Genomic DNA, 25,128 nt, shown 5'->3' on the forward strand with positions numbered 1-25,128 from the left:
TTGAAATGATGGATCAATTTAGGGTAGAAAAAGATTTTTTAGGAGAAAAGCTAGTTCCTTCTGATGCTTACTACGGTGTGCAGACTATGCGGGCAATAGAGAACTTTCCAATTACAGGGTCAAGGATTGATGAATCTCTAATCAAGGCAATGGCTGTTGTGAAGAAGGCTGCCGCGCTGGCGAATGCCGATATTGGCCAATTGGATCGAAGGATTGCCGATGCTATTTCTCTCGCGGCAGACGAAGTCATAAATGGAAAACTTCATGATCAGTTCATTGTAGACCCAATTCAGGGGGGCGCTGGTACCTCAATCAACATGAATACAAATGAAGTGATTGCAAATCGTGCACTTGAACTGATTGGAGAAGTGAAAGGGAATTACAAAAGGATCAGTCCGAATACGCATGTGAACATGGCTCAATCGACCAATGACTCCTTTCCTACTGCTATTCATTTATCCACACTAATGACACTTAATCAATTGATTGAAGCAATGGAAGAACTGCATGAAGGCTTCATGTCTAAAGCAAATGAGTTTGATGGAATCATCAAAATGGGGAGGACCCATTTGCAGGATGCTGTGCCAATCCGGCTTGGGCAGGAATTTGCAGCGTATGCAAGAGTCCTAAAAAGAGATATTAAGAGGGTCAAGACTACAAGAGAGCATTTATATGAAGTGAACATGGGAGCCACTGCCGTTGGTACAGGGCTCAACGCTGATCCCGATTATATCGAGAAAGCTATCGGGTATTTGATTGAGTTTACCGGACTGCCGTTATCTGGTTCTGAAAATCTAGTGGACGGAACACAAAATACAGATTGCTATATTGAAGTTTCGGCCGCGTTAAAAGTTTGTATGCTGAACATGTCAAAGGTTGCCAATGACTTAAGGATGATGACATCCGGACCGCGATGCGGATTTGGTGAGATTAATCTTCCTGCACGCCAGCCTGGCTCTTCCATCATGCCGGGGAAGGTAAACCCGGTTATGGCTGAAGTCCTTAATCAGAGTGCTTTCCAGGTTGTCGGAAATGATTTGACAATCAGTATGGCATCAGAAGCCGGCCAGTTTGAGCTGAATGTCATGGAACCTGTTATAGTGTTCAACCTTTTACAATCTATTAAAATCATGACAAATGTCTTCAATGTATTCCATGAACATTGCTTGAGAGGCATCACAGCCAATGTCGAGAGGCTGGAAGCTTATGTGAATAATAGTGTCGGTGTGATCACAGCTATTAATCCTCATGTTGGATATGAAACAGCCGCGTCCGTTGCAAGAGAAGCCATAGTCGCCAATAGAGCAGTCCGTGATATTGTTCTTGAACGAGGTGTATTAACAGCAGAGGAGTTAGATACCATCCTTAATCCATTTGAGATGACCCATCCTGGGATAGCAGGCAAGGAATTAATCGAAAGGAAAAATCAAAGAGAAGCCGTTTTGCTTTAAAGAGTGCATGAAAAGGAGGCAGATTGATGTTAGAGCGTGGAAAAAATCAGCATTTATATCGAAAACTACATTCATTGTCAGGAATCATCCCAGTAGGGGTGTTCCTGACTGTTCACTTATTTGTGAACTATACAGCAACTTGGGGGCAGGATGCTTATAACATTGCTGCAGGAATTATGGTGAATCTGCCATTCAAATACTTCCTTGAAGCGTTTATTATTTTTATCCCGATGTATTTCCATGCAATATACGGCCTTTATATTGCGCTTCAGGCTAAGAATAATGTTGGAAGATATGGATATACGCGGAATTGGAGGTTCTTTTTACAAAGACTTACGGGAGTGATTACCTTTATCTTTGTCACCTGGCACATTTGGGAAACGAAAATCCAGGTGGAGTTTTTTGGCGCAGAGGCGAACTATCATTTGATGGCCAACATTGTAAATGACCCATTTTCACTGACTCTTTATATTATAGGAATTGTTTCAGCGGTATACCATTTTGCAAATGGTATCTGGACCTTCCTGATTACTTGGGGAATCACTGTATCGCCTAAATCCCAAAAAGCTTCTTCATATATTACTTTCGGTTTATTTGTCGTACTATCCATCATTGGTGTACGCGCAATTTTAGCATTTGCTTAATAGTTGGATAGGAGGGCATTCATATGAGTAAAGGAAGAATCGTGATTGTAGGCGGAGGGCTTGCAGGGCTTATGGCAGCAATCAAGATTGCCGAGAAAGGAACTATGGTCGATTTATTTTCAATCGTTCCTGTGAAAAGATCGCACTCGGTCTGTGCGCAAGGCGGTATCAATGGAGCAGTTAATACTAAAGGGGAGAACGATTCTCCGTGGGAACATTTTGACGACTCTGTCTACGGAGGGGATTTTCTTGCCAATCAGCCACCTGTAAAGGCCATGTGCGAAGCGGCACCAAAGATCATTCACATGTTTGACAGGATGGGAGTCATGTTCAATCGCACTCCAGAAGGTCTGCTCGATTTCAGGAGATTTGGCGGTACGCAACATCACCGTACTGCATTCGCTGGTGCAACAACCGGGCAGCAGCTGCTCTATGCATTGGATGAACAGGTGAGGATGTTTGAAACCAAAGGACTGGTAACGAAATATGAGAACTGGGAATTTGTATCGGCAATTTTAGATGATACAGGGGTCTGCAGAGGAATTACTGCGCAAAATCTCAGGACTATGGAAATGAAAGCATTCAGCGCAGATGCTGTCATTATAGCAACTGGAGGTCCCGGGTTAATTTTTGGAAAATCAACGAATTCCACGATTAATACCGGATATGCTGCTGCAAGGTTATATGAACAAGGCGCTTTGTATGCTAATGGAGAATTCATTCAAATCCACCCAACAGCCATACCTGGTGATGATAAAAACCGCTTAATGAGTGAATCTGCACGTGGGGAAGGAGGGCGTGTCTGGACGTACAAAGAAGGAAAGCCTTGGTATTTCCTTGAGGAAAAATACCCTGCTTATGGAAATTTAGTGCCCAGGGATATCGCGACCAGGGAAATTTTCGATGTGTGCGTGAACCAAAAGCTGGGGATTGATGGAGAGAACAAAGTCTATCTGGATTTGTCACATATAGATTCACGCCAGCTTGATATAAAGCTGGGAGGAATTATGGAAATTTATGAAAAGTTCATGGGAGATGATCCGCGGAAGGTGCCGATGAAAATTTTCCCAGCTGTCCATTATTCTATGGGGGGACTATGGGTAGATTACCAGCAACAAACAAAAATCCCGGGTTTATTTGCCGCAGGGGAATGTGATTACTCACAGCACGGTGCAAACCGCTTAGGCGCCAATTCATTGTTATCCGCTGTCTACGGAGGCATGGTTGCTGGTCCTTCTGCCCTGGAATATGTATATGGACTGGATAAATCTGCAGGTTCGCTTTCTTCCAGCTTCTACGACAAATTTGTTCAGGAAGATGAGAGAAAATACAATGCCATCCTTAAAATGGATGGAAACGAAAATTCCTATCTTCTCCATAAGGAGCTAGGGGAATTGATGACAGCAAATGTAACGGTTGTCCGTGAAAATAAAAAACTGAAAATGACTTACGAAAAACTTCACGAGTTCAAGGAGCGTTTTCAAAGAATCAATATTGAAGATACGGCAAAATGGAGCAATTCAGGGGCGTCATTCACTAGACAGTTGGAAGGCATGATTAATTTAGCACATGTTATTACCAAGGGAGCATACCAGAGGAATGAAAGCCGTGGAGCCCACTATAAGCCGGAGTTTCCAGAGAGAAATGATGAAGAGTGGCTGAAAACAACGATGGCGAGATTCAATGAAAATTCGAAACAGCCAGACCTGTTTTATGAGGATGTTGACGTGTCTTTGATAAAGCCAAGAAAACGTGACTACACAAAATCCAAGAAGGGAGTAAAATAATCATGTCATCCCACGACAAAATCCATTTGATGATTAAACGGCAAAAGGATGCGAGCGCCACTCCTTATCTTGAAGAGTTTTACGTACCATACCGATCGAATATGAACATCATTTCAGCCTTAATGGAAATACAAAAGCATCCAGTCAACCGAAAAGGGGAGAAGACGACTCCAGTAATCTGGGAATCCGTTTGTCTTGAAGAAGTTTGTGGAGCTTGTTCAATGGTTATCAACGGGAAACCAAGGCAGGCATGTTCCTCATTAATTGACCAGCTGGAGCAGCCAATCAGAATTGAGCCATTGAGCACATTTCCTGTTATGAGAGATTTGGCAGTAGATCGTCAACGTATGTTTGATTCCTTAAAAAAAGTAAAAGCGTGGATACCTATTGACGGTACACATGATTTAGGGCCAGGGCCAAGAATGTCAGAAAACACCAGGGAATGGGCATACGAACTCTCAAAGTGCATGACGTGTGGCTGCTGCCTTGAAGCCTGTCCAAATGTCAACAATCAATCACCATTTATTGGACCTGCTCCGCTATCACAAGTCCGTTTATTTAATGCCCATCCTACAGGAGCTATGCATAAGGCAGAACGGATTGCAGCTATCATGGGAGAAGGAGGAATCACTACATGCGGCAATTCCCAGAACTGTGTAGAAGTCTGCCCTAAAGGCATCCCTCTGACCACATCTATTGCCCACTTGAATCGCCAGGTAACCCTTCATTCCTTCAAAACTTACTTTGGAGATTATTAAAACAGTATATGAGAAATAAAAAAACTTTAAAAATTAAAAAAGCGAACCGGATCCGGTTCGCTTTCAAGTAACTTGCTACTCCACAAGATGTATAAGAAATCATCCATTTATAAACTTTGCCGCGGTACAAAATTCCACTTGACCATTTTTAACCTAAACGACGCAAGCCCTACCTCTCTTGCATCCTTACGGCTCCGAAGCCGATCCAGTGTGAATAAGTTGTTACCTAAAAATAAAAGCAGAACGCCATTAATTGTTTACATTATATTTGTTGTGATTCAAGTTACTTCTTTTTGGCGAAGCTTATTTATTATATTACATTTTCCTGGTAATGTCAAATGCAATTTACAAATGTTTGAATTCCTTACTGTTTACGTAAATTTTCCTGTGCCATTTTGACGAGCTCCCGAACCATACTTCCTCCCAGCCTGCCGCCAACTTTTCCTGCTTCCCGTGTTGTGAGATTACCGTTATAGCCCTTCTTCAATGGAACACCGACTTCTCTTGCTGTTTCAAATTTTGCATCCTCTGATTTCATTGTTCCAGCTACCTGTGCTTTTAAATCATCGAGTGCTCTCCTGGCTTCCGGTACAAGGATCTTATTCCTTCTTGACATTGGTCATTCCTCCAGTGAATTGAGTAAAATCCTGTTAGTATTATTTGTTATCTATGCGTTTTTTATTGATTAAATAGAGAGATTAAGCCTGATGTTTTGTCTGCATGTAAAAAGGGTAAAATAGTGATAATAAATATCCTCATGTTTATCAACAATTAAAAAGTATATTTGTTAAGTATTCCACAGGTTTATCCACATTATCCACAAAAAAGATGAAGAAAATTAAGTAGGCTTAGAAATCTTTATAATTATATGCTTCCTCAATGTTTATCCACATTATTCACATACTTGTTGATAACCTTTTTTTGAACATTTAGTGAACCTGCTTGTTTAATGATGAAGTTAAGTGTAAAGTAAACGTATCCCGAGTTAGTGAAATATTTCACAAATAAATAATTCCCCTTTGCTAACCGGAAATCTCCCCTTACCCTAAGAGAAAAAGCAGAATCAGTCGATTCTGCTTTTTCTCTTGTTAGGAGGTTATTTTCTTCTGCTTTTTGCACGCTGGTCAGCAGCCTTTGAACGTGCCATGGCTTCGAGGTCTTCATGGTCAGCTAAATCACGATCAAATTCCACATCAAGTCCATCAGATTTCATATTTTTTGGAACTTGCGGAAGGGATGCCTTATTACGATTTCGTGTTTTATGTCCATGTGCTCTTCCCATTCGAAAAAACCCCTTTCAAATTGAAAAGTACGGAAATGATTTATTTCCGTACTTTTATGTTCCTCCAAACGAAGGGGGTTAATGCCTATTATCTCTTTCCATTTGTATAGCCGCCGGCTCTGTCTGCTTTTTTGAATTCACGGCTATATGTAACTTCCTGCATGCTTGATAACGTGTTCTTTGTCGTATCCCTTTTCTTCTTATCCAAAATAAATTCACCCTTTCAAAAATGATTTACCTTACAAGTATTTCCTTGTTGAAAGGGATTAAACAGAATTACTTATCTAAAATTTCCTTTAGAGCTTTTCCTAGGTCAGGATACTTGAACGTAAAACCTGCTTTAAGCAGTTTTTCAGGTATTGCATTCTGACCTTCCAATACGAGCATGCTCATTTCCCCTAGAGCGAGTTTTAATGCAAAAGCCGGGACGGGCAGCCAATGTGGCCGTTCCATTACTTGGGATAAGGTTTTTCCAAACTGATCCATAGTGACCGGGGAAGGAGAAACAAAATTAATGGGTCCCTCCAGGTGTGGATTCTCGATTGCAAAATAAATACTGCGGATGACGTCTTCAAGATGAATCCAGGAGAGCCATTGAGAACCTGACCCAACTTTTCCGCCCGCAAATAATTGGTAAGGTAAGAGCATTCTCGGCAGTGCTCCGCCATTTTTATCAAGAATCAAACCGAAACGGCATAAAACTACCCGGGTACCAAACTCTTTTACCTCGTTTGCAGAAGCTTCCCAGTTTTTTACCGTATCAGCCAGAAAGTCATGACCGGGTCCAGATTGTTCATCAAATTTCCCTGTCAGTGATGTTCCGTAATAGCCCACTGCACTAGCGTTTATTAGAACATCAGGTTTTCTATTTAGTGCCTTGATGATTCTTTTTACTTCAGCGGTTGATTTAATCCGGCTATCCATTATCTTCTGTTTGTACTCTTCAGTCCATCTTCCATTAATCGTCGCACCAGCAAGATTGACTATTGCGTCAATTCCCTCTAGGTCTGCTTCTGGCCGGTCCCCTGGATTCAGCCACTGAACAAATTTCGGATTTTGCCCTTTTTCTTTTACTTTCCGCGTTAAAATAAGCACTTCATGTCCACTATGAACCAATTCACTGCTTAATGCCTTGCCGACTAGGCCTGTACCTCCGGTGATGGCAATTTTCATAAGTTTCCTCCTTACTTCTTCTCTTGTCTATATAGTACTGCTTTTAACATGATAAACCTCCTTTGAATGTGTTAAAGTTTCTTTAGAGGTGAAAAACATATGCCAGTCATTTCAAAAATCTCAGTTCAGAAACACAATAAAGACAGATACAGTATTTTTACCGACAGCGGAAGGGGAGAAGAGTATGCCTTCAGTGTCGACGAAGATGTTTTAATCAAATACAACCTGAAAAAAGGAATGGAACTGGATGACTTTGCGGTGACGGAAATGCTTTTCCAGGACGACATTAGGAAAGCCTATAATACGGCAATCAATTATCTTTCACATCGCATGCGGTCAGAGTCCGAAGTCAGGGAACATCTTAAGAAAAAAGAAATTTCAGATTCGGTCATAAAGGAAGCCATCCATAAATTATATGAATTCAAATTCCTGAATGATGAGGAATTTGCCAGTGCGTTTGTTCGGACACAATTGAATACGACGGATAAAGGCGCTGACGTCATAAAGTTGGAACTAAAGCAAAAAGGGATTGCCCCTGATTTGATCACTAAAGTGGTCGATGAAGTTTCATTTGATGAACAGTTGGAAAAGGCTAGGAAACTCAGTGAAAAATATGCTGTGAAAAACAAGAAGGACTCTTCAAGAGTATTGAAGCAAAAAATTGAGCAGATGCTGAAACGCAAAGGATATTCTTTTTCCATAATTCGTGCGGCTTTGGACGAGACAGAAATAGAAAAAGAAGACGATGCCGAAATGGATGCTTTGAGGATGCAAGGTGAAAAACTGTACAATAAATACAGTAAGCTTCCAGAACGGGAATGCAGGCAGAAGCTAAAGATGGCCCTATATCGAAAAGGGTTCCCAATGGATATGATTGATAAATTCATTTTGGAAAAAGAAAATGAGGAATAAAAAAATCATGACAACTGTCATGATTTCAGTTTGTCGACAAAAGGGGTTCGGAATGCTCTCATTCCGAACCCCTTTTTGAATTTCACCCTATTTTTCATAAAAAATAGACCTTATTATCTTAACTTTTAGGCCATTTCTGGACTTCTCCATGTCCAGTTGGCCATCTTCTTCAAGTTCAAGGCAGCGAAAGTAAGCATCGCCTGCATCGACAATTTTTTAAGTCCCCTCAGGGTTGTCCAACGCATGCCATGCTTTTCTTTTGCATCTGCGAATACACGCTCAATGGTTTCTTTGCGCTTCGCATAGATATCTCTTACTTCTGATTTGTGCCTTAAGTGATCGGCTTCTTCCACATATTCTTGCCAGATATGGCGCGTTACCACCTTTTGGTGGTCTTTGCTTTCTGTGCATTGCGCTAAAAATGGACAGGTAGCGCAGATATGTTTAGGGGATTTATACTCACGATACCCCTCTTTCGTGGTGGTGGAATACCTTAGGACCTCACCGGCAGGGCACAAATAACAATCGTAGAATTCGTCATATACATACTCATATTTACGGAAGAAGCCGTCCTTCGTTCGTGGTCGGGTATAAGGCAAAGCCGGGGTCATTTCGTTTTCTATCAGAAACTTCGTAATCGCTGGAGTTTTATAGGCTGCGTCGGCCGCAACGGCATTAGGCTTTCCAACTTTCTCTATCACTTGTTCTACCAGTGGCTCAAGGATCAGGCTGTCATGCGTGTTACCAGGTGTCACAATTGTCCCCAGGACAAATCCGTTACGATCTGATGCCGCATGGAAAGAGTAGGCAAACTGCTTTGTCCGTTCGTCCTTGACGTAGTACCCACTCTCAGGATCGGTCGTACTTTCCTTGATTTCCTTCGTTTCTTCCTTATCGAACTTATCAGGGGGAAAAGGTTTCTTCCCATGGTCTTCCCGATCCAGATTGATCTCTTCCTGGAGTTTCTCTTGATACGCCCGTGTTTCCTTACGCACTACTTTTTTCTCGAATTTATGTTTATTCGCACTGGCTTTTACGTGGGTTGAATCAATGAAGACGTGTTCTGCACTAATAAGTTTCTTATCAGCTGCGGTCTTAAGAATTCGATAGAAGATCTGTTCAAACAAATCAGTGTCTTTAAAACGGCGTTCGTAATTCTTCCCGAAGGTGGAGAAGTGGGGAACTTTATCATGGAATCCATAACCCAAAAACCAGCGGTAGGCCATGTTCGTTTCTACTTCTACAATGGTCTGGCGCATGGAACGGATGCCGAATGTATATTGAATGAATGAGAGTTTAATCAGAATAACAGGGTCAATGCTTGGGCGGCCTACTTCCGAATACACATCTTTCACCAAGTCATAAATGAAAGAAAAATCTAGGGCAGCTTCCATCTTACGGACTAAATGTTCCTGAGGAACCAGTTGGTCTAAAGCAACCATTTCTAATTGATCTCGTTGGATTGGATTATTTTTCGAAAGCATCTTTATCACCTCAAGCGTTATATATATCTATTTTAAAATAGACTTATGTATAGTTCCACGTTAATTTTGGAAGCCCTGTTGATTGGAGTGGAAGGCGCGTAGACTCCTGCGGGCTCAGCTGGACAGGTGAGACCCCGCAGACGCCAGCGGCGGTGAGGAGGCTCACCGCCAGCCCCGCGGAAAGCGAAGCGCCTGGAACGGAAATCAACAGCCCACATTCCAGCACCAACCAAAAAAGACTGTAGACAAGCTCGATTTCCATCGAGTTTGTCTACAGTCTGAAATCATGACAACTGTCATGATTTTTTGGATTCTATTACAATCTCGGCTTTTTCTAGATTGTCGATAATGATTTTAGCCACTTCTGACGCTGACCGGAATCTTGTCGGGTCTGACACATGTTCACTTTCATCCCAGAAAGGAGTGTTCATCCCGCCCATATAGGCTGCGACAAAGCGAATACCTGTACCTTCATACTCCTTCTGAAGGCTTTCTGTAAAGCCCCTGACCGCAAATTTACTTGAACAGTAGACTGCCTCATTCTTTTTCCCGCGAAGTCCTGCGGTTGATACAATATTGAGTATCAGACCTTCATCAATTTGTTCAAAATAGGGAAGGATAGCCTTCGTCATATGGATGGTCCCGAAAACATTCGTCTGGAACATTTCTTCAATTTCAGTATCAGAGGTTTCGGAGAATGGGCCGAAGTAACCCAGACCGGCATTATTTACAAGACCGTATAGCTCATGCTTTTTACTGAGCAATAAAGCTTTTTCCTTGATATCCTCAATGTTGCGCAGGTCTAGGGGCATGACCGTGGCACTTCCTCCGGATTGTTCGATCTGCTTTTTGACATCGTTTAGCTTATCTTCTGTTCTTCCTGTTAAAATCATATGATAATCCTGTTTCGACAGCAGCAGGGAGAGTTCCTTACCCAGACCTGTGCCGGCACCAGTTACAATGATTGCTTTCATGATAGCCTCCTTAAGATAACATGCTATAATTTAGTTATATCTTAAATGCTTGAATGTTAAAAGCGAGAACAATCCAGGAGTGAATAGATATGGGCAGAGAAAAACGATACAGCGAGATGAATGAATATGAATTGAATCAGGAAATCGCAGGTCTTAGGGATAAGGCCAGGAAAGCAGAACAAATGGGAATGGGCAGTGAACTTGCTGTTTACGAGCGGAAAATTGCTATGGCTAAATCCTATATGCTGAACCCAGATGACTTTAAGCCTGGGGAAGTTTATGGCATTGAAGGCGACCCGGGGTCCTACTTTAAAATTGATTATATGAATGGCGTTTTTGCCTGGGGAGCGCGTCTCAATGGAGATGGAAAGGAAGAGGCACTGCCGATTTCCCTGTTGTTGGAATTGGAGCAAAACCAGAATTAGTTTACATCTGGTTCTGCTCCTGGCTTACTTAAGGAACAACTACACTATGTCATCGGGAGCTTTTAGTGATCCTTAATGACTGCTGAAGTATCATCTTCACGGTGAGATGAAGCATACATGCGCTCCTGCGGATGGGTATTGATGGTACCGTCTGCTCTTGTTGAAGCATACTCCGCTTTTGCGCGAGGCTCGCCCTCGAGCTTGTTGTTATTCTGATTTGGGAAGTTCGTTACTTTATTTCGCATAATGCCCTCCGTGACGGGTGAAATTACGTGTAATGCCAAAATGGCTGCACGCATTCATAGTATTCGAGTAATGATAGGCATTCATAACAACATTAAATATTGGCAAAGGGTGATCAAGATGCAGGAAACTCACGAAAAGCTAGCCAGCTTGCTGCAGGAAAAAAACAGCGGCATCACTTATGAACAGGCCTTGAGGTGGGTAGAGCTTTTATGGAGCGACTTCGAAGCAACCTATGCAAAAGCCGGCCATAAATATATGGGCAGCGAAATGACCGAAAAGGTCGTCCGCCAGTGGGTTGAGAATTATGGCGGCCAGCTGCACGAATTCGTTGCCAGAAATCCAAAGTATAAGCATTTATTGGATGAAGAGTAACTCGTTTATTTGAATCCCCCGTTTTCACGGGGTTTTTGTTTTTTGTCTAGGTGAACGTTTAGCTTAAATGGTTTAGGTATGCACTTTAGATTTGCAGAAATTTACCGACTAGATGGGAAATCTCAATAACCGGTCACATAAATAAAAATTTCTCACCGACAGAGAAGATGAAAAAAGGAGATCGGTCACATGAATAACACATATGTGACCGAAGAGAAGAGGAAACGCGAAGATCGGTCACATAAATAACAAATATGTGCCCGAAGAGAAGGAAAAATGCAGAGATGGGTCACATAAATAACAAATAAGTGCCCGATGAGAAGGGGAAACGCGTAGGTGGGTCACATAAATAACAAATATGTGCCCGAAGAATAGGGGAAACGCGTAGATGGGTCACATAAAGAACAAATATGTGCCCGAAGAGAAGGGAAAACGCGTAGATGGGTCACATAAAGAACAAATATGTTACCGAAGTGAAGGGAATACCTGAAAACCGGCCACTTAACCTGCAGCAATCCCGAACAAATATTCACTTTCCCAAATCGTGACCCCATACCCATACCATGGCTCAGACAAAGTATCCTCCTACCAGTGATCCTTCCAATTTAACGCCCTGCCCACATTCCAACAAAAAAACCGGGTAAAAAACACACCCGGTTTATCCTTCTCCAGGAAGGAATTCTAATTTCTTTCGTAATTTTTCCTCACTGTAAATCCAGCCTGTATAAGAGCTGAGGATTTGCAGGTCCTTGCTCAGGTTCACTACGGCAACAAAAGGGTAGTGTCCATTGCTGCGATAGCGTAAATCAATGAACCTGACTTCGTAAAAATCATCATATTCGTCACATTCCCAACGGTAGACTGGTGAGAAGGATAGGAAAGCTGAAAGGTTTTTATCCTTCTTGGCCGCTTCAAGCACGGGAGTTTCTGGGACCGGGACACGGTTGAACTGATCCAGGATCCGTACATGGCGTTTATGACCACGTCCGACGAAGAACTGATGCTTGTTCATGACTGCAATACGCCAATGGTTGAATCGCATTGTCGGAGCAATAATAATTTCCGTAGCATCAGGAACAATGTTCTCAACCGCACATCTAATCCGATGCTTGACGATAAAACGGTAAATATAGTAGAGCACGAGGATTCCATAAATGGTTAAAAATGTATACCCTGGGTGTGCTCCAAATGCCCAGAGGAACAAACCAACGACATGAAGCGCAAATATAATTGGGTCAAATGTGTTGATGACTCCCAATGCGACCCATTTCGACGAAAACGGCCTTAGTGCCTGGGTTCCATAGGCATTAAAAATGTCGACAAAAACATGAAGGAAAACAGCAATGAATGTCCAAATCCATAAGTGCAGCAAATTTGCTTCCGGATAAAAAAGGTAAATTGCTCCGGAAATCAATAGCGGCCACAGGAGGACAGCTGGAATAGAATGTGTGATTCCTCGATGGTTACGTATATAAACTGCATTATTCCTAAGTTTTAAAACAGTATCTATATCCGGGATTTGTGATCCGACGAGTGTAGCAATCAGTACGCTGCTGGCAGTGATGCTGCTTTCGCTGACTACTGGATCAAGCGTCGCCAACCCGCCAAGAGCGAATCCCATTACAACATGGGTACCTGTATCCATGGAAACGCCTCCTCTTTCAAATTTTTTTTGTTACCAAGTTCATGGCAGGTAAAAGTTCTTGTCACAATGCAAATAATCGTTTACTTTTAAAGGGCTGTACTATTCAGTCCCATTGAAAGTTCATAGGGAGCTGATTAAATGATCCAGATGATTATCCAATATGAAGTAAAACAAAATCTGCTTGGCCAATACGTTCAGGCAATTAATCGAATTTCAGAGATGCTTCCTGATTTTGAAGCTTATATGTTTTCATGCAGCCGGTCGGATGAGCGAAATATATTCATTGAATCATTCTTTGTACCGACTGAAGCTCATTACCATGCATTGAAAAAAATGCGTCTTTCCCGGAAGCATTCAGTATTCGGAATGCTTGAGGACTGCGTTCCGGGAGGACTCGAACGAATTGGCTTTATGGCGATCAAGCAGAAGCGTTAATATTATATTCCCAAATTTCCGGAAAGTTTAACACCTGGAGGAACAAAAGTGGCAACTGACATCAAGAAATGTGTAGATAAAATGGATATAAAATCCTTTCAGGATGACTTAATAGGATGGTTTGTTAATGAGCAGCGAGAACTGCCATGGAGAAAGGATCAAGATCCTTATAAAGTGTGGGTATCAGAAATCATGCTTCAACAAACTAGAGTAGATACTGTCATCCCTTATTTTAATCGGTTTTTGGAGAAATTTCCAACGATAGAGGCGCTTGCGTCTGCCGATGAAGAAAAGGTCTTAAAAGCCTGGGAAGGTCTTGGTTATTATTCCCGTGTCCGCAACTTACAATCCGCTGTCAGGGAAGTGCATCAGAATTACGGAGGCGTTGTACCTGATTCACCAGAAGGTATCTCCTCCTTAAAAGGGGTTGGCCCATACACCGCTGGGGCCATTCTCAGTATCGCTTACGGAAAGCCTGAGCCCGCAGTCGACGGAAATGTCATGAGGGTTTTATCCAGGATATTGCTGATCTGGGATGACATTGCCAGACCTGCTTCACGTAAAATATTTGAAGCTGCTGTCAGGGAAGTTATCTCGCATGAAAACCCATCCTATTTTAATCAGGCCTTAATGGAGCTGGGAGCCCTCATTTGTACACCAACGTCACCTTCATGCCTTCTCTGCCCGGTCAGGGATCATTGCGAGGCTTTCCATGAAGGAGTACAAACTGAACTTCCGGTAAAAACAAAAAAGAAAAAGCAAAAAAACGTCCTGCTTGCGGCTGGTATTTTTAAAGATAGCCAGGGCAAAATCCTGATACGGAAAAGGCCAGAAACTGGTTTGCTGGCAAACTTATGGGAGTTCCCGACTGTTGAATTAAACCTGGAATTCCAAAGGCAGCGAGAGCAGCTGGGGGAACATTTCGAGGAACTTTATGGCTCGTTTCCAAAGATAAATGATTCTTTAGGCGAAATTGAACATGTTTTTTCACATCTTAAATGGAATATTCATGTATTCAGCGGAAGTTTTCAAGATGATATCCCGCAAACCCCGCATTTAAAACTTGTTACCGAAGACGAGATCCAGGAGTTTGCCTTTCCAGTACCTTATCAAAAAATGCTGAAACAGTATATCGAGTTTAAAAAGGCTGACTAACCGCTCTGGTTTGTCAGCCTTCTAATTTAATCGTAGCTGACTTTTGTACCATGGGTGTAATCGGCTTCGCCACGTCCCAGGCCGCCCCTGCGCTCTATTTCTTCAACAATTTCCCTGTGGATCGTCTGTCCCTCAGCATTTAAATATGGTACCATCTGCTGCAAAGAGTGATGGAAAAAGGCAAGCTCACTGTCTTTCCAATCGGTCTTTGACATCATTGAAAGTTCAGTCATATCACGGCCAACGTACATAAGAAATCATCCTTTCAATAAGTATCTTATTGTTATTGTTTTCAGCGATACGGTTTTTTATCAATGCTCTTTCGCTGGACTCTTAATAAAAGCTTGATATAAATAAAATTTTTTTACTGCATATGCAGTTGGGGATTTTCCCGAGAAGTGCTTTTGAAAACCAACGCGTTATCTTTACCAGAAACTATCCAGTCAAAAACCGCTTTTAACAATCTTCTTTTTTGAAGACTTATTGTCATATATACCTGAAAAAGCTAAAATGAAACAAAATTAGCTTTCCGCTTTTAGCAGGAAGAGGATAAGAAAGGAATTTGCACATGACACAAAAAGTAGCACTAATAACAGGAAGCAGCCGTGGAATCGGCAAAGCTGCAGCAATCAGGCTGGCAAAAGAAGGATATGACATTATCGTTAATTATGCACGCAGCAAATCGGCAGCCTTGGAAACAGCGCAGGAAATCGAAGCACTTGGAAGGAAGGCTATGGTCATTAAAGCGAATGTCGGAGACGTCAGTAAAATAAAGACGATGTTCGAACAAATTGACGCAGAATTCGGAAGGCTGGATGTGTTCGTGAACAATGCCGCATCAGGAGTGCTAAGGCCAGCGATGGAATTGGAAGAATCCCATTGGGACTGGACAATGAACATCAACAGCAAAGCATTGTTATTCTGCGCCCAGGAGGCAGCCAGGCTGATGGAAAGAAATGGCGGGGGTAAGATTGTCAGCATCAGTTCACTTGGGTCCATACGTTATTTGGAAAACTACACAACAGTAGGTGTTTCCAAGGCGGCATTAGAAGCACTGACGCGTTATCTGGCTGTTGAACTGGCACGAAAAAACATTGTGGTCAATGCCGTATCGGGGGGAGCTGTCGATACGGAAGCATTGACGCATTTTCCTAACAGAGAAGAGCTGCTTGCAGAGGCTAGAGAAAAAACTCCAGCCGGAAGAATGGTCGATATTGAGGATATGATCAATGCCGTCATGTTCCTTTTAAAGGATGAATCGAGCATGATTCGCGGACAGACAATCATTGTTGATGGCGGTATATCGTTATTAGTGTAAAAACAAAATTTTAGATATTGATTGGTAAAAATTAGTCGGATATTACACCCCGCGGATGGTTAATCTATATTTCGTGGAGGTGATAAACAATGGCAAAACAACCTAACCAAACTCAAGCTGGAACTAACATTCAAGAAGTTCGTCAGCAAAACGCTCAATCTGCTGGACGCCAAGGTCAATTTGGTACTGAATTTGCTAGCGAAACTAACGCTGCAGAAGTACGCCAGCAAAACGCTCAAGCAGCTCGTGGCGGACAAGGCCAATTCGGTACTGAATTCGCAAGCGAAACTAACGCTCAAGAAGTACGCCAGCAAAACCAGCAAGCTGAAGCTCGCAAAAGCCAAAACTCTGGTCAACAGCGTTAATATCACCTAAATGAAAGGCACTCTATTCCAGAGTGCCTTTTCCATTGTAATTGAAACCTGCGTTGCTGTTTCAAAAAGAAGCTGGAGGCCCTGTCTAGCCCAATGCCCGTCCTAGTTAGATACCTTTATTACTTGTACACCCAACTAAATAACACTTCATCCAATTTATACATGGAATTAATAACATTCCATTCGACAAAGGTTCCGATTCCTCTACATAACTAGTCAAAGGAATTTAAAAGCCGCCCAAGAATACAAATAGGAGATAAATTTTACAGGCGGTGGATAAGCATGGATAAATTTAACGAATTGGTATCTACTCAAATGCAAACAATGGAAAAGCTTCTGTATTTGCAATCTGAACTGGAAAGGTGTCAGGAAATCGAAAAACAGCTGGATGCCCTGAAGCAAAGTGCAGAGTTAGAGGAGCTTCGCTTGGAAATTGATCGTAAAAAGCTTGATCTGCAGGAAATTCACCGGATGTTTGAAAAACAGACGGAGGAAGTAATCCATACTTACCAGCAGCTAGCTGTAACTATTCGCTAATAACAGTTAATGTAAGGATAAAAAATGAATTTTTATAAAAATTTAAGCAATTTTAAAGGGCGATCGAGGAAATCGATGGCTCTTTTGTTTTAAATTCTCATGTTAACCGTTATAATAATAAAAAATAGGAATCGTTCTTTGTTGCCTTTTGTCGTTTTGAAGAACTGAGATAAATATACATTTATAGGTTGCAAAGTTTCCGGGAAAGGAAAGTAGGGGAGAAGAACATGGGCGTACCCACAGAAGGTGAACCGATCCAAATCCATAGTTATAAGCATAATGGGCACATCCATCGAGTCTGGGAAGAAACTACCGTCTTAAAGGGCACACAGAATCTGGTAATTGGCGGAAACGATCGGACTGTCGTGACTGAATCAGACGGCAGGACTTGGATTACGAGAGAGCCTGCGATCTGTTACTTCCACTCTCAGCTGTGGTTCAACGTTATAGGCATGATCCGGGAAGATGGCGTATATTATTACTGCAATATTAGTTCTCCATTTATTTTTGACGGAGAAGCACTGAAATATATTGACTACGATCTCGACATAAAAGTTTTTCCAGATATGACGTTTAATCTACTCGATGAAGATGAATATGAACGCCACCGCAAGGAAATGCAGTACCCTGATGTGATTGACAAGATTTTAAAATACAATGTTGAAAAGCTTAAACGCTGGATCAGGCAAAGGAAAGGTCCGTTTGCACCTGATTTTATCGACATTTATTATGAGCGGTATTTAACCTATCGCCGCTGACCATACAGGGTAGACAAGTTTCAGCCTGTTGATTTGAATCAACAGGTTTTTGTTTCGTGCAGATAGAAAGCAAGGAGCTCCATAAGGGGGAACTTTACATTGGGCAGCATTCGCAGATACTTAAAATTCGTAAAACCATATCGGCTGCAAATCATCGGAACAATCATCATCGGAATCCTTAAATTTGCGATTCCGTTAATGATTCCGCTTTTAATCAAGTTCGTCCTGGATGATGTCATCGGCAATGAAACGTTGGCGAAGGATGAAAAAATAGACAAATTGTTTTGGATCATGGGCATCATGATTGTCGTGTTTGTTGTCCTCAGGCCGCCAATTGAATACTATCGTCAATACTTTGCCCAGTGGACCGCCAGCAAAATCCTTTATGACATAAGGGACAGGCTGTTCACACATATGCAGAGGCTCAGCTATAGGTATTATTCCAACACGAGGGCCGGAGAGGTCATCTCAAGGATGATCAATGATGTAGAGCAGACAAAAACATTCGTAATTACAGGGCTGATGAATTTATGGCTGGACGTTGCTACAATTGTGATAGCAGCTGCTATCATGTTCACGATGGATGTTCAGCTAACCTTGGTGTCACTTATCCTGTTCCCTTTTTACGCTTTCTCGGTAAGGTACTTTTTCGGAAACCTTCGGAACCTTACGAGGCAGCGTTCGCAAGCGCTGGCAGAGGTACAAAGCTATTTGCATGAAAGAGTAGCCGGTATCTCCGTTATCAAGAGTTTTGCAATTGAAGATTATGAGCAGACACAATTCGACCGGCAGAATAAAAACTTTTTAACAAAAGCACTGGAGCATACAAGCTGGAATGCCAAAGCCTTCGCCGTGGTCAATACGATTACCGACATCGCGCCGTTGCTTGTCATTGGCTTTTCCGGTTATCAGGTACTCGAGGGCAATCTTAGCATCGGGGAAATGGCCGCATTCATTGCCTACATCGACAGGCTGTATAATCCATTGCGCAGACTGGTGAATTCATCAACGACGCTTACACAATCGATTGCCTCAATGGACCGGGTATTCGAGTTCATGGATGAGAAATATGATATTAAGGATTCTCCTGAGGCCGTCGAATTGAAAAAAGTTCATGGAGACATTTCTTTTAAGAATGTAAGCTTCTCATATGAAGAAGACGGGGAGACCGTCCTTAAGAATTTGAATATAGAAGTTGAAAAAGGGGAAACCATTGCGCTGGTCGGGATGAGCGGAGGCGGAAAGTCCTCATTTGTCAGTCTCATCCCGAGATTCTTTGATGTAACCGCTGGGGAGATTCTACTTGATGGCAAGGACATCCGCTCTTTCAAAGTCCGTTCCTTGCGCGATAAAATAGGGATGGTTGCGCAGGATAATATTTTATTCAGTGAATCGGTGAAATCGAATATTCTTTTAGGCAAGCCAGGTGCCAGTGATGAAGAAGTAATCCAGGCAGCAAGGGCAGCAAATGCCCATGAATTTATTATGAATCTCCCAGAAGGCTATGATACAAAAGTCGGGGAAAGAGGGGTCAAGCTTTCGGGCGGGCAAAAACAACGAGTTGCGATTGCGCGTGTATTCCTGAAGAACCCGCCGATTTTAATTCTGGATGAAGCTACTTCTGCCCTCGACCTTGAGAGTGAACACCTCATACAGGAAGCGATCGAAAAGCTGGCAAAAGACAGGACAACATTTGTTGTAGCCCATCGTTTATCCACGATCACCCATGCTGACAGGATCGTCCTGATTGAACATGGAGAAATCGGTGAGGTCGGCAGCCATGAAGAGTTGATGGCAAAACAGGGCGGTTATCATAGATTATTCCAGGTTCAGCAGCTGGAAAGTTGAATATTTTAAAAAAAGCGAAGCTCATCGGCTTCGTTTTTTTTATTAGGCTCTTTTCGTGAAGATTGTTGTTAACGTGATAAAAGCCATTTTGCAGGTCGGTACTAAGTTGGCAAGCTCTTTTCTCTTATTAAGCGTTAATTTTGTGAAGAAACTTAGGTAATTCCATCCTATTTTGTAGTCAGTAGCAACAAAGTTTGAGAAAAGAGCCTTTTATTAAGAATAAAAGTTTTTCCCTGCTGAAAAAATATAAGCCGAAAGAAAGCCGTAATTATATACTAAAAAAATGCCGATAAACTTTTGTCCGTCTAGTATGTCAAAGCACATACCTCTCCATCTAATGTCTTCATAGGAAGGAAACTAGAAGTTTTCTTATATTCCTGCCAGTTATGCTCCAAAAGACAGATCTAAAATGAATTCAACCTCAATCTTTTAGAAAATCCCTTGTGTCATAGGCTTCGTATCTCTACCCAAAAACAATCTAATATTCTTGTCATAATTTATCAACTTTTAGAATACAAATAGTACCAATTTCCTAATACTATTCAAAATTATTATTATATTTAAATAATTAAGAAAAATCAGTGGACTATTCATAGGCTTTTAATATAAAATGTTTTCACAGAGAGAAGTAGTTTTTATTCAGCAATAATATCTCGGTAATAGAAAGGAGTAGGAAAGTGGTACATGCTCCGGTTTTAGAAGTGAAAAATTTAAGGACCTCATTTTTTACCAAGGAAGGCGAGGTTCCTGCAGTAGATGATGTTAGCTTTTCGGTTAACAAAGGAGAAATCCTCGGAATAGTCGGAGAATCAGGCAGTGGAAAAAGTGTTACCTCTTTATCAGTCATGAAGCTGATTCCACAGCCGCCGGGAAAAATTGCAGGAGGGGAAATCCTGCTCAATGGTGAAGACCTGGTACGCGCTTCGGAGTCGAGGATGAGGGAAATTCGCGGGAATGAAATAGCAATGATTTTCCAGGAGCCGATGACTTCTTTGAATCCTTTATTCACTATTGGTGAACAGCTGGTGGAAGCATTGAAAATACATAAAAAATTAGGTAAAAAGGCGGCAAACCAGCAAGCTGTGGAAATGCTTAAGCTGGTTGGCCTTCCCAGGGCAGAGCAGATCGTAAAAGAATATCCGCACCAGCTATCCGGGGGGATGAGACAGAGGGTCATGATTGCTATGGCACTCAGCTGCCATCCAAGGGTGCTGATTGCTGATGAGCCGACAACTGCACTAGATGTTACCATCCAGGCGCAAATTCTGGCGTTAATGAAGGATTTGAATGAAAAGCTTGATACAGCAATCATCATGATTACTCATGATCTGGGAGTCGTCGCGGAAGTCTGCCAGCGTGTCGCTGTCATGTATGCCGGGAAAATCGTTGAAGAAGGTGTGGTCCAGGATATCTTCAAGAACCCGAAGCATCCCTATACACTTGGTCTCCTTAAATCGATACCTGATATCCGTGAGAAGCAGGAGCGCCTTTATTCGATCCCGGGTAATGTGCCGAAGCCTGGTTCAATTAAAACAGGGTGCCGCTTTGCAGCCAGGTGTGAATTTGTCATGGACAGATGCTTGAGTGAGGATCCTGAACTCTATCAAACTGACAGGCCCGGCCACCGCGTTCGCTGCCTGCTGCATGAGAAGGAGGGGGTAGCCAATGGCAGAAGTACTGTTAAAAGTTGATGGTCTTAAAAAATATTTTCCCATTACAGGCGGTATCCTTGGCAAACAGACAGGGGCCGTCAAAGCAGTTGATAATATCAGCTTCTGGGTGAACAAAGGAGAAACCCTCGGATTGGTTGGAGAGTCTGGCTGCGGGAAGTCGACAACGGGCAGGATGCTCATGCGCCTGATTGACCCGACGGAAGGGCAAGTTGTGTTCGAAGGGAAAGACCTTGTAACCCTCTCAGACAGCGATATGCGCAAAGCTCGAAAGGACATGCAAATGGTTTTTCAGGATCCTTTTGCATCGCTTAATCCTAGGCATACCGTTGAAAAGATCCTTGAGGAGCCTCTCATTGTCCACGGAATCGGGACGAAGAAGGAACGGAAGCAAATGGTGAAGGAAATGCTGGAGGTAGTGGGTCTCAGCAGCTACCATGCAAAAAGATACCCACACCAGTTCAGCGGCGGCCAACGCCAGCGAATCGGGATTGCCCGGGCACTGATGACGAGGCCAAAGCTTATTATTGCCGATGAACCAGTATCAGCATTGGACGTATCAATCCAATCACAAGTTTTGAATCTGCTGGAAGACCTGCAAAAGGAATTTCAGTTGACTTATATTTTCATTGCCCATGATCTTGGTGTCGTAAAACATATCAGTGATAGAGTTGGAGTCATGTATTTAGGCAGACTTGTAGAAATTACAGATGCCGATAAGCTTTATGAAAAACCGCTTCACCCTTATACAAGGGCCTTGCTTTCCGCAGTGCCGATACCAGACCCAGATGTTAAAAGGGAAATGGAACTTTTGACAGGAGACCTTCCAAGTCCGGCAAATCCGCCGCAGGGATGCGCCTTCCATACAAGGTGCAAGGAGTGCATGGAAATCTGCAAGACTGATCGTCCCGAGTTACGGGAAATTGAACCAGGTCATTTTGCTGCCTGCCATCTGTATTCCTGATAATCAGGTATGGGAAATCTTTTCCTGAAATAGAGGAATGCTCGCAGGAAAAACAGCATAGGTGATAAATATTATGGACCGGAATATAGAAACTGGTCTGAAAAAACAAGGGGGAAGAATATGAAAAGGCGTTTTGGATTAATGTTTTTTGCTTTTATCCTAATCCTCAGCATGGGGCTTGCCGGCTGCAGCAATGAATCCGGCGGCAAGAAAACAGGCGGGGAATCTGGTTCTGAGGGCGGATCATCGTCTGGCGGAACACTGGTATTTGGCCGAGGCGGCGATTCCACTTCACTTGACCCAGCTGTAACAACAGAAGGTGAAGCTTTCAAGGTAACAAAAAACATCTATGAAACTCTTATCGAATTCGGTGAGCAGGATACAGAAATTCAACCAGGTCTTGCAGAGGAATGGACTGAGTCTGAAGATGGTTTGAAGCATACACTTAAACTTCGTAAAGGTGTTAAATTCCATGACGGCACTGATTTCAACGCTGAAGCTGTCGTATTCAACTTCGAGCGATGGAAGGCCGGAAATAAGGAACAATTCTATTACTATAATTCACAATTCGGTGATGTAATTAAGGAAGTTAAGGCAGTGGATGAGCATACTGTTGAATTCACATTGAACCGTATTCTTGCTCCATTCTACAAAAACCTTGCGATGTCTCCATTCGGGATTGCCAGCCCTGCTGCAATCGAAAAGTATGGTGATAAGTTCATTGAAAATCCAGTAGGTACTGGTCCATTCAAGTTCAAGGAATGGAAACGCAATGACAAAGTAACACTGGTGAAAAACGAAAATTACTGGGAGAAGGGACTTCCAAAGCTTGATGAAGTCATCTTCCGTGTCATCCCTGAAAACTCAGCTCGTCTGAATGCCCTTAACACAGGCGAAGTCGACATTATTGACGGCGTAAACTTCAGTGATGTTGAATCAATCGAGAAAAACCCGGATTTGCAGACTTTCTACAGACCTTCTTTGAACGTTGCCTACCTGGGATTGAACAACGAGCGTGGACCGCTTAAAGACAAAAAGGTACGCCAGGCATTGAATCACGCGGTTAATAAGCAAGCTCTAATTGACGCTTTCTTTGCTGGTGCTGCAGAGCCTGCGAAGAACCCAATGCCAAAAACAGTTGCAGGATATAACGATGCTGTAGAAGCATATGAATATGATCCAGAGAAGGCAAAGGCGCTTTTAAAGGAAGCCGGCTTTGAAGATGGCTTTGAAATTGAACTATGGGCAATGCCAGTTCCAAGACCATATATGCCAGACGGAAAGAAAGTTGCAGAAGCCATTCAGAAAGATTTTGCTGAAGTGGGCGTAAAAGCAAAGATTGTTTCTTACGAGTGGGCGACATACCTTGAGAAAACACGCGTAGGTGAAGCAGACACATTCCTTCTCGGCTGGACAGGCGACAATGGTGATGCTGACAACTTCCTGTATGTACTTTTAGACCAGGATAATATCGACAGCAATAACTATGCTCGCTATGCCAACCCGGAAGTGCATGATTTGTTCATTAAAGCTCAGTCTACAAATGACCAGGCTGAACGCGAAAAACTGTATAAGGAAGCTCAATTGTTAATTAAAGAAGATGCTCCATGGATTCCGCTTGTCCACTCTGAGCCTGCACTTGCAGGAAGAGCTGACGTAACAGGATTCAAGGCACATCCGACAGGATCTGACATTCTTTCAACGGTTGAATTCAAAAAATAATGCATCGGGGAAAGGGAGAACATATGCATTCTCCCTTTTCTTTTGAAAAAATAATTATGGAAACTGTAAGATTTATAAAAATTCCAATGTAAATGTTTCTAGCTCCAGCGCCTAGCCCCTTGCGCTTTTCAGGGCTGACCAAGGCGCTTGTGCTTTTCTATCAAGCATCAAGAAAAGAGGTGGGAAGGTGTTTGCCTATTCTGTCAGAAGAATATTTTCACTAATTCCTGTTCTGTTGGGACTATCACTTATTGTATTTTTCATGATCCGAGCAATTCCTGGCGATCCCGCCCAAGTCATTCTCGGGCAGTTGGCCACTAAAGAAGCAATGGCAGATTTAACAAGGGAACTGGGACTCGACCAGCCGTGGTATGTGCAATATTTTAATTATCTTGGCGGGTTGCTGACCGGGGATTTAGGACAATCACTAAGAACGAAGTCGGAAATAAGCAATGAAGTCTGGCCCTATCTAGCCGCAACGATGGAACTTTCATTTGTTGCGATGCTGATTGCGATTTTTATAGGCGTCAATGCGGGAATCATCAGCGCATGGTTCCAGAATTCCTGGTTTGATTACGGAGCGATGATTTTTGCTCTTGTCGGTGTATCCATGCCGATTTTCTGGCTGGGTTTGATGGAACAATGGATGTTCGCTATCAATCTTGATATCCTGCCGACCTCTGGGCGGGAAGAAGTAAGGAACCCTGTCAATGCCATCACGAACTTTTATATTATTGATACATTGATCCAGGGGAGGACGGACCAGTTTGTCGAAGTCCTCAAGCATCTTGTCCTGCCGGCTATGGCGCTCGCAACAATTCCGATGGCCATAATTGCCAGGATCACTCGTTCAACCATGCTCGAGGTGATGAGATCTGATTTTATCAGAACTGCAAGAGCGAAGGGATTAAGCATGTTCTGGGTCGTTTACAAACACTCTCTAAAAAATGCAATCATTCCTGTATTAACGGTTATTGGTTTGCAGACAGGCCTTCTGCTAGGCGGTGCGATCCTTACAGAGACCATCTTCAGCTGGCCGGGTATTGGCCGGTATATTTACGAGGCGATCAATTACCGCGATTATCCAGTAATCCAATCCGGTATCCTGATCATTGCGCTCATCTTTGTGCTGATCAATCTAGTAGTTGACTTATTGTATGCAGCAATTGATCCTCGGATCAAATACCGTTGATG

27 protein-coding genes are annotated in these 25,128 nt (G+C 42.7%); 18 read left to right on the forward strand and 9 right to left on the reverse strand.

What is annotated here, in order from left to right:
• Positions 1 to 5: 5 nt before the first annotated feature.
• From aspA to sdhB, 4 genes are read left to right on the forward strand one after another with little or no spacing between them, the layout of a single operon-like run.
• On the forward strand, positions 6 to 1,451 hold the full coding sequence (gene aspA, locus B5X77_RS05155) for an aspartate ammonia-lyase (protein ID WP_079505734.1): 1,446 nt from the start codon (positions 6 to 8) through the stop codon (positions 1,449 to 1,451).
• Positions 1,452 to 1,477: 26 nt separating this feature from the next.
• The gene (locus tag B5X77_RS05160; protein ID WP_079505736.1) at positions 1,478 to 2,095 is read left to right on the forward strand and encodes a succinate dehydrogenase cytochrome b558 subunit; all 618 of its coding nucleotides are present in this window, start codon (positions 1,478 to 1,480) and stop codon (positions 2,093 to 2,095) included.
• A 23-nt stretch (positions 2,096 to 2,118) separates the two neighbouring features.
• Positions 2,119 to 3,882 carry a succinate dehydrogenase flavoprotein subunit gene (gene sdhA / locus B5X77_RS05165; protein ID WP_079505738.1) on the forward strand — a complete coding sequence of 588 codons (1,764 nt, stop codon included), beginning with the start codon at positions 2,119 to 2,121 and terminating at the stop codon, positions 3,880 to 3,882.
• A 2-nt stretch (positions 3,883 to 3,884) separates the two neighbouring features.
• Entirely contained in the window at positions 3,885 to 4,640 is a 756-nt protein-coding gene (sdhB, locus tag B5X77_RS05170) for a succinate dehydrogenase iron-sulfur subunit (RefSeq protein WP_079505741.1), read from the forward strand.
• A gap of 364 nt (positions 4,641 to 5,004) precedes the next feature.
• Here the strand turns inward: sdhB and B5X77_RS05175 are convergent, their stop codons facing one another.
• The 4 genes from B5X77_RS05175 to B5X77_RS05195 all read right to left on the reverse strand — a co-directional run bounded on the left by B5X77_RS05175 (position 5,005) and on the right by B5X77_RS05195 (position 7,095).
• A complete protein-coding gene (locus tag B5X77_RS05175; protein ID WP_079505743.1) occupies positions 5,005 to 5,256 on the reverse strand; it encodes an alpha/beta-type small acid-soluble spore protein in 252 nt (83 codons plus the stop codon).
• A gap of 480 nt (positions 5,257 to 5,736) precedes the next feature.
• The gene (locus B5X77_RS05185; protein ID WP_079505747.1) at positions 5,737 to 5,922 is read right to left on the reverse strand and encodes a YfhD family protein; all 186 of its coding nucleotides are present in this window, start codon (positions 5,920 to 5,922) and stop codon (positions 5,737 to 5,739) included.
• An 88-nt stretch (positions 5,923 to 6,010) separates the two neighbouring features.
• Positions 6,011 to 6,130 (reverse strand): YfhE family protein, encoded by a 120-nt coding sequence (locus B5X77_RS05190; protein ID WP_373887797.1) that lies wholly within the window; start codon positions 6,128 to 6,130, stop codon positions 6,011 to 6,013.
• A gap of 68 nt (positions 6,131 to 6,198) precedes the next feature.
• Complete coding sequence (locus tag B5X77_RS05195) at positions 6,199 to 7,095, reverse strand: TIGR01777 family oxidoreductase (RefSeq protein ID WP_079505751.1); 897 nt, start codon at positions 7,093 to 7,095, stop codon at positions 6,199 to 6,201.
• 99 nt (positions 7,096 to 7,194) lie between these two features.
• On the opposite strand from B5X77_RS05195, the gene recX reads away from it, so the two are divergent.
• Positions 7,195 to 8,007: a recombination regulator RecX gene (gene recX, locus B5X77_RS05200; RefSeq protein WP_079505753.1), complete on the forward strand. Its 813-nt coding sequence runs from the start codon at positions 7,195 to 7,197 to the stop codon at positions 8,005 to 8,007.
• A gap of 125 nt (positions 8,008 to 8,132) precedes the next feature.
• Here recX and B5X77_RS05205 read toward each other — a convergent pair whose 3' ends face one another.
• Entirely contained in the window at positions 8,133 to 9,491 is a 1,359-nt protein-coding gene (locus tag B5X77_RS05205; RefSeq protein WP_079505755.1) for an IS1182 family transposase, read from the reverse strand.
• Between the two features lie 296 nt (positions 9,492 to 9,787).
• Positions 9,788 to 10,465, reverse strand: coding sequence for an SDR family NAD(P)-dependent oxidoreductase (locus tag B5X77_RS05210; protein ID WP_079505757.1), 678 nt, complete (start codon positions 10,463 to 10,465; stop codon positions 9,788 to 9,790).
• Between the two features lie 89 nt (positions 10,466 to 10,554).
• On the opposite strand from B5X77_RS05210, the gene B5X77_RS05215 reads away from it, so the two are divergent.
• Positions 10,555 to 10,890, forward strand: a complete 336-nt coding sequence (locus B5X77_RS05215) for a YfhH family protein (protein WP_079505759.1) — start codon at positions 10,555 to 10,557, stop codon at positions 10,888 to 10,890.
• Between the two features lie 62 nt (positions 10,891 to 10,952).
• Here B5X77_RS05215 and B5X77_RS05220 read toward each other — a convergent pair whose 3' ends face one another.
• Entirely contained in the window at positions 10,953 to 11,135 is a 183-nt protein-coding gene (locus B5X77_RS05220; RefSeq protein ID WP_079505761.1) for a small, acid-soluble spore protein K, read from the reverse strand.
• A gap of 118 nt (positions 11,136 to 11,253) precedes the next feature.
• Between B5X77_RS05220 and B5X77_RS05225 the strand changes: the two genes are divergently transcribed.
• Positions 11,254 to 11,508 (forward strand): YfhJ family protein, encoded by a 255-nt coding sequence (locus B5X77_RS05225; protein ID WP_079505763.1) that lies wholly within the window; start codon positions 11,254 to 11,256, stop codon positions 11,506 to 11,508.
• A 658-nt stretch (positions 11,509 to 12,166) separates the two neighbouring features.
• Here B5X77_RS05225 and B5X77_RS05230 read toward each other — a convergent pair.
• On the reverse strand, positions 12,167 to 13,153 hold the full coding sequence (locus B5X77_RS05230; RefSeq protein WP_079505765.1) for a metal-dependent hydrolase: 987 nt from the start codon (positions 13,151 to 13,153) through the stop codon (positions 12,167 to 12,169).
• 138 nt (positions 13,154 to 13,291) lie between these two features.
• Here B5X77_RS05230 and B5X77_RS05235 point away from each other — a divergent pair, with 138 nt between their 5' ends.
• Both B5X77_RS05235 and mutY read left to right on the forward strand, forming a co-directional pair.
• Positions 13,292 to 13,588: a hypothetical protein gene (locus B5X77_RS05235; RefSeq protein WP_079505767.1), complete on the forward strand. Its 297-nt coding sequence runs from the start codon at positions 13,292 to 13,294 to the stop codon at positions 13,586 to 13,588.
• 81 nt (positions 13,589 to 13,669) lie between these two features.
• Positions 13,670 to 14,743: an A/G-specific adenine glycosylase gene (gene mutY, locus B5X77_RS05240; RefSeq protein ID WP_079505925.1), complete on the forward strand. Its 1,074-nt coding sequence runs from the start codon at positions 13,670 to 13,672 to the stop codon at positions 14,741 to 14,743.
• A 26-nt stretch (positions 14,744 to 14,769) separates the two neighbouring features.
• Here the strand turns inward: mutY and B5X77_RS05245 are convergent, their stop codons facing one another.
• Entirely contained in the window at positions 14,770 to 14,994 is a 225-nt protein-coding gene (locus B5X77_RS05245) for a hypothetical protein (RefSeq protein WP_079505769.1), read from the reverse strand.
• 317 nt (positions 14,995 to 15,311) lie between these two features.
• Here B5X77_RS05245 and fabL point away from each other — a divergent pair, with 317 nt between their 5' ends.
• From fabL to B5X77_RS05290, 9 genes are all read left to right on the forward strand, one after another.
• On the forward strand, positions 15,312 to 16,061 hold the full coding sequence (gene fabL, locus B5X77_RS05250) for an enoyl-[acyl-carrier-protein] reductase FabL (protein WP_079505771.1): 750 nt from the start codon (positions 15,312 to 15,314) through the stop codon (positions 16,059 to 16,061).
• A gap of 89 nt (positions 16,062 to 16,150) precedes the next feature.
• On the forward strand, positions 16,151 to 16,426 hold the full coding sequence (locus B5X77_RS05255; protein ID WP_079505774.1) for a gamma-type small acid-soluble spore protein: 276 nt from the start codon (positions 16,151 to 16,153) through the stop codon (positions 16,424 to 16,426).
• A gap of 291 nt (positions 16,427 to 16,717) precedes the next feature.
• Positions 16,718 to 16,972: a YgaB family protein gene (locus B5X77_RS05260; protein ID WP_079505776.1), complete on the forward strand. Its 255-nt coding sequence runs from the start codon at positions 16,718 to 16,720 to the stop codon at positions 16,970 to 16,972.
• Between the two features lie 227 nt (positions 16,973 to 17,199).
• Entirely contained in the window at positions 17,200 to 17,730 is a 531-nt protein-coding gene (gene ntdP / locus B5X77_RS05265) for a nucleoside tri-diphosphate phosphatase (protein WP_041967592.1), read from the forward strand.
• Positions 17,731 to 17,829: 99 nt separating this feature from the next.
• A complete protein-coding gene (locus tag B5X77_RS05270; RefSeq protein ID WP_079505778.1) occupies positions 17,830 to 19,578 on the forward strand; it encodes an ABC transporter ATP-binding protein in 1,749 nt (582 codons plus the stop codon).
• A 677-nt stretch (positions 19,579 to 20,255) separates the two neighbouring features.
• A complete protein-coding gene (locus B5X77_RS05275) occupies positions 20,256 to 21,269 on the forward strand; it encodes an ABC transporter ATP-binding protein (RefSeq protein ID WP_079505780.1) in 1,014 nt (337 codons plus the stop codon).
• Positions 21,244 to 22,212 carry an ABC transporter ATP-binding protein gene (locus B5X77_RS05280; RefSeq protein ID WP_079505782.1) on the forward strand — a complete coding sequence of 323 codons (969 nt, stop codon included), beginning with the start codon at positions 21,244 to 21,246 and terminating at the stop codon, positions 22,210 to 22,212. Before B5X77_RS05275 ends, B5X77_RS05280 begins: the two co-directional genes overlap by 26 nt.
• A gap of 120 nt (positions 22,213 to 22,332) precedes the next feature.
• Entirely contained in the window at positions 22,333 to 23,934 is a 1,602-nt protein-coding gene (locus tag B5X77_RS05285) for an ABC transporter substrate-binding protein (protein WP_079505784.1), read from the forward strand.
• Between the two features lie 187 nt (positions 23,935 to 24,121).
• Entirely contained in the window at positions 24,122 to 25,126 is a 1,005-nt protein-coding gene (locus B5X77_RS05290; protein ID WP_079505786.1) for an ABC transporter permease, read from the forward strand.
• The last annotated feature ends 2 nt before the right edge of the window (positions 25,127 to 25,128 follow it).

It is taken from the genome of Mesobacillus jeotgali, assembly GCF_900166585.1.
Taxonomy (GTDB): Bacteria; Bacillota; Bacilli; order Bacillales; family Cytobacillaceae; genus Mesobacillus; species Mesobacillus jeotgali_A.

What these genes read in the sequence shown, in the direction of transcription:
- B5X77_RS05205 (WP_079505755.1), bottom strand. Translation starts at nt 9,491, where the DNA reads ATGCTTTCGAAAAATAATCCAATCCAACGAGATCAATTAGAAATGGTT.
- B5X77_RS05280 (WP_079505782.1), top strand. Translation starts at nt 21,244, where the DNA reads ATGGCAGAAGTACTGTTAAAAGTTGATGGTCTTAAAAAATATTTTCCC.
- B5X77_RS05260 (WP_079505776.1), top strand. Translation starts at nt 16,718, where the DNA reads ATGGATAAATTTAACGAATTGGTATCTACTCAAATGCAAACAATGGAA.
- fabL (WP_079505771.1), top strand. Translation starts at nt 15,312, where the DNA reads ATGACACAAAAAGTAGCACTAATAACAGGAAGCAGCCGTGGAATCGGC.
- B5X77_RS05215 (WP_079505759.1), top strand. Translation starts at nt 10,555, where the DNA reads ATGGGCAGAGAAAAACGATACAGCGAGATGAATGAATATGAATTGAAT.
- sdhA (WP_079505738.1), top strand. Translation starts at nt 2,119, where the DNA reads ATGAGTAAAGGAAGAATCGTGATTGTAGGCGGAGGGCTTGCAGGGCTT.
- ntdP (WP_041967592.1), top strand. Translation starts at nt 17,200, where the DNA reads ATGGGCGTACCCACAGAAGGTGAACCGATCCAAATCCATAGTTATAAG.
- B5X77_RS05195 (WP_079505751.1), bottom strand. Translation starts at nt 7,095, where the DNA reads ATGAAAATTGCCATCACCGGAGGTACAGGCCTAGTCGGCAAGGCATTA.
- B5X77_RS05210 (WP_079505757.1), bottom strand. Translation starts at nt 10,465, where the DNA reads ATGAAAGCAATCATTGTAACTGGTGCCGGCACAGGTCTGGGTAAGGAA.
- B5X77_RS05160 (WP_079505736.1), top strand. Translation starts at nt 1,478, where the DNA reads ATGTTAGAGCGTGGAAAAAATCAGCATTTATATCGAAAACTACATTCA.
- B5X77_RS05245 (WP_079505769.1), bottom strand. Translation starts at nt 14,994, where the DNA reads ATGTACGTTGGCCGTGATATGACTGAACTTTCAATGATGTCAAAGACC.
- B5X77_RS05175 (WP_079505743.1), bottom strand. Translation starts at nt 5,256, where the DNA reads ATGTCAAGAAGGAATAAGATCCTTGTACCGGAAGCCAGGAGAGCACTC.
- aspA (WP_079505734.1), top strand. Translation starts at nt 6, where the DNA reads ATGATGGATCAATTTAGGGTAGAAAAAGATTTTTTAGGAGAAAAGCTA.
- B5X77_RS05285 (WP_079505784.1), top strand. Translation starts at nt 22,333, where the DNA reads ATGAAAAGGCGTTTTGGATTAATGTTTTTTGCTTTTATCCTAATCCTC.
- B5X77_RS05220 (WP_079505761.1), bottom strand. Translation starts at nt 11,135, where the DNA reads ATGCGAAATAAAGTAACGAACTTCCCAAATCAGAATAACAACAAGCTC.
- B5X77_RS05230 (WP_079505765.1), bottom strand. Translation starts at nt 13,153, where the DNA reads ATGGATACAGGTACCCATGTTGTAATGGGATTCGCTCTTGGCGGGTTG.
- B5X77_RS05225 (WP_079505763.1), top strand. Translation starts at nt 11,254, where the DNA reads ATGCAGGAAACTCACGAAAAGCTAGCCAGCTTGCTGCAGGAAAAAAAC.
- recX (WP_079505753.1), top strand. Translation starts at nt 7,195, where the DNA reads ATGCCAGTCATTTCAAAAATCTCAGTTCAGAAACACAATAAAGACAGA.
- B5X77_RS05235 (WP_079505767.1), top strand. Translation starts at nt 13,292, where the DNA reads ATGATCCAGATGATTATCCAATATGAAGTAAAACAAAATCTGCTTGGC.
- mutY (WP_079505925.1), top strand. Translation starts at nt 13,670, where the DNA reads ATGGATATAAAATCCTTTCAGGATGACTTAATAGGATGGTTTGTTAAT.
- B5X77_RS05185 (WP_079505747.1), bottom strand. Translation starts at nt 5,922, where the DNA reads ATGGGAAGAGCACATGGACATAAAACACGAAATCGTAATAAGGCATCC.
- B5X77_RS05255 (WP_079505774.1), top strand. Translation starts at nt 16,151, where the DNA reads ATGGCAAAACAACCTAACCAAACTCAAGCTGGAACTAACATTCAAGAA.
- sdhB (WP_079505741.1), top strand. Translation starts at nt 3,885, where the DNA reads ATGTCATCCCACGACAAAATCCATTTGATGATTAAACGGCAAAAGGAT.